Source organism: Mesorhizobium sanjuanii (assembly GCF_002529485.1).
Taxonomy (GTDB): Bacteria; Pseudomonadota; Alphaproteobacteria; order Rhizobiales; family Rhizobiaceae; genus Mesorhizobium; species Mesorhizobium sanjuanii.
The window spans coordinates 1-7,897 of the sequence record NZ_NWQG01000170.1 but is presented as its reverse complement, the minus strand read 5'-3'; the positions used below and the strand labels follow the sequence as shown (position 1 = coordinate 7,897).

The following is a 7,897-nucleotide window of genomic DNA, read 5'->3' as shown; positions in this document are numbered from 1 at the left end:
CCTCTGAAGAAGCTGGCACGATTTCACCACGGCTGGTGCGCTGAGCGTAGCGCCAAGTCCTGGCAAATCTCCTTGAGCGTGGTGAAACCTGCTGCCCACCTGACGCGAGGTTCAGGTTCAGGGCTTCCCTTCGCCATATTTGGTGTTTAACAATTGTCTAATATACTAATCGTAATATGCGTATCGACGCACGGCAAATTGAGACACGGGCACGATGGCCCAGGGGAAACCGTCCGGAATGCACCATGGCCGCTTGACGCCATTTTCGCCGCAACCTATTGGAACCGGGTGGAACGCCGGGAGCAATGAGGCCTCGTGGCGGAGTGGTTACGCAGAGGACTGCAAATCCTTGCACCCCGGTTCGATTCCGGGCGAGGCCTCCAGGCGCCCAAGCTCTCGCGCGCCAGCGCCAGGGGCCAGGGTTCCTGTCGAAACGAGCGGCGCTTCCTGGCGCGGCAAATGGATTGGTTGGATGATGAGCGCTGATTTTGCCGAACGCCGGGTGAAGATGGTCGATGGCCAGATCCGCACCACCGACGTGACCAGCGCACCACTCATCGATGCCATGCTTTCCGTGCCGCGCGAGGCCTTTGTGGCCCCCGGCCAGAGCGCTCTTGCCTATATCGACGAGGACATCCGCATTGCCGATGGAGCGGATGGCCCGCGCTATCTCATGGAACCTTCGCCGCTGGCCAAGTTGCTGCAACTGGCCGAGATCGTTCCGACTGATTCGGCACTCGATGTCGGCTGCGGCACCGGCTACGCGTCGGCGATCCTGTCGCGGCTGGCAAAGTCCGTCGTTGCGCTGGAAAGCGATTCGACGCTGGCCGAGACCGCGATGTCGACGCTTTCGACGCTGGGCTGCGACAATGTCACCGTGATCAAGGGCCTGCTGCCGGAAGGCCATGCGGCGGCGGCGCCATATGACGTCATCTTCATCGGCGGCAGTGTCGGCAAGGTGCCGGCGCCGCTGCTTGACCAGCTTGCGGAAGGCGGACGTCTTGTCGCGGTTGAAGGTCAGGGAAATTCGGGCGTGGCCCGTTTATTTGTTAAAACCGGGGGTATTGTGACAGGAAGACGCGCATTTAATGCGGCAATAAAGCCACTACCCGGATTTGAACGCACTCATGCGTTTGAATTCTGAGTGGTTTTGCCTTGCAGCAAAGGCGTTGTCATGATCGCTTGCGTTTGAACAATCGTTGTTGATCAGCATAACCGGGCATTCTGGGGGCTATCAGCGGGGGAACGATGAAAACGCGGCGCTGGCTGATCAGAAAGAGAAGCTGGCGTTGCGCGGTTCCCGTGCAAAACGAATGAGGGAATATAACGTGCCGTCTGTACGCAAGAGCCTTTTTGCCGCCATCCTTGTCTCCGCGACCGCGCTTTCTCCGCTGGCCGCCTCGGCGGAAACCATTCTCGGCGCGCTTTCAAAGGCCTATCAGAACAATTCGCAGCTGAATTCGGCCCGCGCCGGCGTCCGTGTCACCGACGAGGGCGTCGCCATCGCCAAGTCCGGCTGGCGCCCCACCATCAATGGCTCCGCGAGCATCGACTATTCCAGCAGCCACCTCAACGGTTCGAACCGAAGCGTGGCCTTGACCACGGGCAACTTCGGCATCCAGATCGATCAAACCTTGTTCGACGGCTTTCAGACCAGGAACAATGTCGCTGCCGCCGAAGCCCAGGTCCGTGCCTCGTTCGAAAACCTGCGCAATACCGAAGAGAATATCCTATTCAACGCGGCAAGCGCCTACATGGACGTCATACGCGACCGGCAAATCGCGGTGCTGACCGAACAGAACCTGCAGTTCCTGACCGAGCAGGCACGCGCGGCACGCTCGCGCTTCGAGGTCGGTGAGGGCACGCGCACCGACGTCGCGCAGGCGGATGCATCGCGCGCGTCTGCCGTGGCGCAGTTGAGTGCTGCCCGCGCCCAGGCTTTGGCAAGCGCGGCGCTCTATCACCAGATCGTCGGCGACGAACCGGGCAAGCTTAAAGGTGCGTCACCATTGTCGAAGCTGTTGCCACGGAGCCTCGATGCCGCGATCGCGATCGCTGCGAACGAGCATCCGGCCATCCTTTCTACCCAGCATCTGGTCGACGCGGCCGCGTTTTCGGTGAAATCGGCAGAAGGTGCGCTGCTGCCGCAGCTTTCCGCTTCCGCCGGTGTTTCGAGCGCCTATCGCAACACTGTACCGGGCGCCTTTGCGACGCAGGATGGCACGACGAATTCGGCCAGTGTTGGCGCAACGCTGACCATACCGATCTATTCGGGTGGGCGGACTTCGGCGATCGTGCGCCAGAACAAGGAATCGCTCAGCCAGGCGCGGATCGAGGTTGACGTCAACCGCGACCAGGTGCGCCAGGCCGTGGCCTCGGCATGGTCGCAATACACTGCCGCGCAGCAAAACGTTGCGGCCAACAAGCAAGTGATCGACGCCTCGATACTGGCGCTGAACGGCGTCATCGAGGAACGTAATGTCGGCCAGCGCACGACGCTCGACGTCCTTAACGCGCAGGCGACTGTCATCACCGCCAAGATCAACCAGGCCAATTCCGAACACGATGTGGTGGTAGCGAGCTACGCCATCCTCTCGGCCATCGGTCGCCTGTCGACCGAGCGTCTCGCCCTTCAGGTGACCAAATATCGGCCGGAAGAGCATTACAATGCGGTCAAGGACAAGTGGATCGGCCTGCGCACGCCGGATGGCCGCTGATTTCGTCGGCGGTTTAGATCTGCCCACGACCGCAAAAGTCGGTTGGATCACTATCACTTGTTAATCAAGGCATTGGAGCCCGCGCGTCGGAAGGACGCGCGGGCTCTAGGCTGTTGAAATCCAAGACGCCGTCAGATTGGGGATTCTCCCAAGGCGATCCGTGGGTTACGCTGTCTGCATGATTCGCAACCGGCTTTGACCGGTTGGGAAATCTGCAAGGTGTCACAAGGGCGGCGGATGTGACGATGGCGACGGCAAGCAGCGTACAGCGCGAACCTTCCATGGAAGAAATACTGGCTTCCATCAGAAGGATCATTGAGGACAGCGACACCGGGCGCAAGCAGCCGGGCGACGCGGATGACCTGTTGCAGGATTTGGGGTCTGTTCCCGTGCCGGCGGCGGCAAGCAAGGCGCCATCGGAGGCACGCGGCGCGTGGCCCGAGGCAGGTGAGGCGCCACCGGAGGTAGCCGGGGCGGCACCTGAGGTAGCCGGGGCGGCACCTGCTGTGGATGCTTTTCGCGCTGAATTGCGTCCGGGACTGGATGCCAGGAGGGCGGCCACGCGGGCGGAGGTGCAGACAACCGCCCCCGTCATCGCACGCATGGAGCCGCCGGTGCGATCCGATCCGGCTCCGGCCAAAGCACCACTGACGCTTGCACAGGTGAGTTCCAGGGTTGCCGCCGAGCCGCCTCCGGCCGCCAGACCGGATGCGCCCGCAGCAGCACGGGTTGCAGAGACGACCGACAGCATCGTTGCCCATTGGCGGCAAGAGACCGCCCCAGTCGAGGAAGCGGTGACCAGACTGAGCAGTGCTCCGGTCAGTGCCGAGACGCATCGGCCGCCGGAGGGCGAACCGAAGGCCGAGCTTGTCGATGAGGACAAAGTGACGACCGAACCTGCTTTCGAGCCGGCTCCGCCGCGAAGCGAAATGGCGCATCCGGTGACAAGCGAGGCGCCGACCTCTCGTCCCTCGATCCTTTCCGAGCATACTGGCCGGCAGGTTGCCGCTGCCTTTGGCGAGCTTTCCGACGCGTTTGCCAGCCGCAGCAGGAAAACCTTCGACGAGATGGCCGAGGAGATGCTGCGGCCCATGTTGCAGGACTGGCTGGACAACAATCTGCCAACACTGGTCGAACGGCTGGTGCGCGAGGAAATCGAGCGCGTCGCGCGTGGCGCGCAGTAAGTTTCATCGTCCGATACCAGATTAAAGCGCCGCCCTGGTTCCAGGGTGGCGCTTTTATTATGGCTTAGCTTTCCGCCGATGTTGCGAAAGCGATCAGATTGCTGTCGGGGTCGCTAACGATGAAGGTGCGGGCGCCCCACGGTTCAGTCCGCAGCGTCTGGTGAAAGTCGACCCCTGCCGCCTGATATTCCAGGAACAGCGGCTTGATGGCGTCGACCACGATGGTTGCTGACAACAGGTTCTCGCTTGCTCTTGAGCCCTTGTCGAACAGAGGCTTGTCGACATGGCGCAGGTTTAACCGCGCGCCGTCACGGAAGACCTGAGCGTAGAAGGGCGGTTCGCCATAGGTGAAGCGCGTCGTGAAGCCGAGCTTCTGTTCGTAGAACGCCCGGGCGGTGGCGATGTCGGAGACAAGGAGCTGCGGCTCAGCCAAGGCAAGGAAGGGTTTGGCGGCGTCGGATATCATGCTGTCGGTCATGGTTTGAAGATCTTTCTTCAGCGCCTGCCAGCTTTCGAAACCTGCCTTCCTGGCGACCAGTTCCTGGGCATCGGCAAGCTTGAAGCTGTGATCCAGGATCTGGCGATCGGTCAGATGGCGGAAACGCGGCAATATCGACCCGATCGCAGCCGCGACGGGGTAGTACCGCTCGCGATGCCAGCGCAGGTGGAGCTTGGCCTGTTTCCTGAAGTTCTCGAAATTCGACATGTTCGAATTCGGCCTGTTCGAATCCGGCTTGGGCGCAATGAGGGTTCAGGTGTCGTAGGCGGGCAATGCCCCTCCGGCGTAAAGCCGATGCGCCCTACAGCAGCACCGGCAAGCTATGGCGGTTTGCAATCGCTGGTCAAGAGGCGGGGCTGAATGGAAGATCGCTTGTGCGAATTGCCTCGAACTATGAGGCCCCTATCTATTGGCCATGCCATCCGCGGCTGGTTGACTTGCCAACTGCCTTCCGATTTACACCAAACCCAACAAATCCCGACAGCTCGGACGCCTTTCCATGCTTGAAAAAACTTACGACGCCAAAACCGTCGAGCCGAAGATCGCCAAACTCTGGGAAGAGGCCGACGCCTTTCGCGCTGGCGCGGGGGCCGAGGAGGGCGCCGAAGCCTTCACCATCGTCATTCCGCCGCCGAACGTCACCGGCTCGCTGCACATGGGTCATGCGCTCAACAACACGCTGCAGGACATATTGGTGCGCTTCGAGCGCATGCGCGGCAAGAACGTGCTGTGGCAGCCCGGCATGGACCACGCCGGCATCGCCACTCAGATGGTGGTCGAGCGTCAGCTCATGGAGAGACAGATTCACCGCCGCGACCTGACGCGCGAAGAGTTCATCGAGAAAGTCTGGGAGTGGAAGGCCGAATCCGGCGGCGCGATCCTCAATCAGTTGAAGCGGCTCGGCGCGTCGGCCGACTGGTCGCGCGAGCGCTTCACCATGGATGAGGGCCTGTCCAGGGCCGTGCTCGAAGTGTTCGTGACGCTCTATAAGGAAGGGCTGATCTACAAGGACAAGCGCCTTGTGAACTGGGATCCGAAGCTCTTGACCGCGATTTCCGACCTCGAAGTCGAGCAGCAGGAGGTCAATGGCAATCTGTGGCACTTCCGCTATCCGGTCGAGGGCGTGGCCTTCGATCCGGAAAACCCGAAGAGCTTCATCACCGTGGCGACGACGCGCCCCGAGACGATGCTGGGCGACACGGCCGTTGCGGTGCACCCTGACGACGAGCGCTTTCGGCACCTGGTCGGCAGGAACCTCGTGCTGCCGATCGTCGGCCGCAAGATTCCGGTGGTGGCGGACGAGTACTCCGATCCGGAAAAGGGTTCGGGCGCGGTCAAGATCACGCCGGCACACGACTTCAACGACTTCGAGGTTGGCAGGCGCCATAAGCTGCCGGCAATCAACATCCTCACCGTCGAGGCGGCGGTGACCCTTAGGGATAATGAGGATTTTCTTGCCGGGCTGGAAGTGACGCCGGAGCGCCAGGCGGTCTGGGACGAGCTCGATGGGCTCGACCGCTTCGCTGCACGCAAGAAGGTGGTCGAGTTGATGGAGGCGGGCGGGTTCCTCGCAAAGGTTGAGCCGCATCGTCACGCCGTGCCGCATGGCGATCGCGGCGGTGTGCCGATCGAACCGCTCCTGACCGAACAATGGTATGCGAACGCGGCGGAACTGGCCAAGCCGGCGATTGCCTCGGTGCGCGAGGGCCGCACCAAGATCATCCCTGGCAACTGGGAAAAGACTTACTTCCAGTGGATGGAAAACATCGAACCCTGGTGCATCTCGCGCCAGCTCTGGTGGGGACACCAGATCCCCGCCTGGTACGGGCCGGACGGGCGTGTCTTCGTCGAGAAGACCGAGGAGGAGGCGCTCGCAGCCGCGGTTGAATATTACCTGGCGCTGGAGGGGCCGTGGAAGGCCTGGGTCGAGGACAAGCTCGAGAACTTCCAGCCGGGTGAGATCCTGACCCGCGACGAGGACGTGCTCGACACCTGGTTCTCGTCAGCGCTGTGGCCGTTCTCGACGCTTGGCTGGCCGGACCAGACGCCGGAGCTGAAGACCTACTACCAGACCGACGTGCTGGTGACCGGCTTCGACCTGATCTTCTTCTGGGTCGCCCGCATGATGATGATGGGCCTGCATTTCATGGGCGAGGAGCCGTTCCATACCGTCTACATGCACGCACTGGTGCGCGACAAGAACGGGCAGAAGATGTCGAAGTCGAAGGGCAACGTCATCGACCCGCTCGATCTCATCGACGAATATGGTGCCGACGCGCTGCGCTTCACGCTGACGGTGATGGCGGCGCAAGGGCGCGACGTGAAACTCGATCCGGCCCGCATCGCCGGCTACCGCAACTTTGGCACCAAGCTGTGGAACGCGACGCGTTTTGCCGAGATGAACGAGGTCGCGAGAAACGACGATTTCTGGCTGAACGACGCCAAGCTGGCGGTAAACCGCTGGATCCTTACTGAACTGACGCGCGCCGCGCGCGAGATTACCGACAGTATCACCTCATATCGCTTCAACGAGGCGGCGGGTGCGGCCTACCGCTTCGTCTGGAACCTGTTCTGCGACTGGTACCTGGAACTGCTGAAGCCGGTCTTCATGGGGACTGACGAGGCCGCCAAGGCCGAAAGCCGGGCTTGCGTCGCCTTCGTGCTCGACGAGATCTACAAGCTTCTGCATCCGATGATGCCGTTCATGACCGAGGAATTGTGGGCTGAAACGGCCGGCGAGGGCCAGGAACGGCCGTCGCTGCTTTGCCATGCCGCATGGCCGTCGCCCGACTTCGAGGATGCGGCAGCGGCCGCTGACATCAATTGGCTGGTCGACCTCGTCTCGGGCATCCGCTCCGTGCGCTCGGAAATGAATGTGCCGCCGGCGGCAATCGCGCCGCTGGTGGTGATCGGCGTCAGCGAGGAAACGCGCCAGCGGCTCGAACGCCATGCTCCTGCCATCAAGCGATTGGCGCGGGTCGGCGATATTTCACTGGCGGACGCAGCCCCCAAGGGTTCCGCCCAGATCGTGCTCAACGAGGCGACCATCTGCCTGCCGCTCGGCAGCCTGATCGACCTCGCCGCGGAGGCGGCGCGGCTGCAGAAGGAACTGGCCAAGGTGACCGAGGAAATCGCCCGCCTGCACAAGAAGTTGTCGAACGACAAGTTCGTCGCCAATGCGCCGGAAGAGGTGGTGGAGGCCGAGCGCGAAAAACTTGCCGAATATCGCGAGGCGCAAGAGAAGCTTTCGGTGGCGCTGGCACGGGTTCGCGATGCCAGTTAGCAGGTAGATTCGCGTGTCGCGAATGCTGCTTCGAGCCTGCAGCGCCGAGCGTCCGTTTGGACGCGCAAAGGACGCTGTAGCACTTTGTTTTGCGCATGATCTTCCCGAAAATCGATTCCGATTTTCGGGGTGATGCGCCAGCCCTCCTGCCTCAAAAACAGGCATTCCGCAGCGTTAATTTTGACGTAAACGGAATGTTTTGGCCCCATTGTTG

The 7,897-nt window shown here is 61.8% G+C and carries 6 protein-coding genes and 1 tRNA gene; 5 read left to right on the top strand and 2 right to left on the bottom strand.

All coding sequences use genetic code 11. The features are described from left to right. Positions 1-309 precede the first annotated feature (309 nt). From CN311_RS23055 to CN311_RS23040, 4 genes are all read left to right on the top strand, one after another. Positions 310-383 (top strand) — tRNA-Cys (locus tag CN311_RS23055). Between the two features lie 92 nt (positions 384-475). Further along, a complete protein-coding gene (locus CN311_RS23050; protein ID WP_097575998.1) occupies positions 476-1,144 on the top strand; it encodes a protein-L-isoaspartate O-methyltransferase family protein in 669 nt (222 codons plus the stop codon). Positions 1,145-1,328: 184 nt separating this feature from the next. Then, positions 1,329-2,717, top strand: a complete 1,389-nt coding sequence (locus tag CN311_RS23045; RefSeq protein WP_097575997.1) for a TolC family outer membrane protein — start codon at positions 1,329-1,331, stop codon at positions 2,715-2,717. A 245-nt stretch (positions 2,718-2,962) separates the two neighbouring features. Then, positions 2,963-3,901 carry a DUF2497 domain-containing protein gene (locus tag CN311_RS23040; RefSeq protein ID WP_097575996.1) on the top strand — a complete coding sequence of 313 codons (939 nt, stop codon included), beginning with the start codon at positions 2,963-2,965 and terminating at the stop codon, positions 3,899-3,901. Between the two features lie 64 nt (positions 3,902-3,965). Here CN311_RS23040 and CN311_RS23035 read toward each other — a convergent pair whose 3' ends face one another. Further along, positions 3,966-4,607, bottom strand: coding sequence for a bleomycin resistance protein (locus CN311_RS23035; RefSeq protein WP_097575995.1), 642 nt, complete (start codon positions 4,605-4,607; stop codon positions 3,966-3,968). A gap of 292 nt (positions 4,608-4,899) precedes the next feature. Here CN311_RS23035 and CN311_RS23030 point away from each other — a divergent pair, with 292 nt between their 5' ends. Further along, positions 4,900-7,683, top strand: a complete 2,784-nt coding sequence (locus tag CN311_RS23030) for a valine--tRNA ligase (RefSeq protein WP_097575994.1) — start codon at positions 4,900-4,902, stop codon at positions 7,681-7,683. On the opposite strand, the gene CN311_RS33035 is transcribed toward CN311_RS23030, so the two are convergent. Further along, positions 7,680-7,897 (bottom strand): hypothetical protein (locus CN311_RS33035; protein WP_208866562.1); only part of this gene is annotated, 218 nt, incomplete at its 5' end. The two genes, CN311_RS23030 and CN311_RS33035, sit on opposite strands and share 4 nt — an antisense overlap.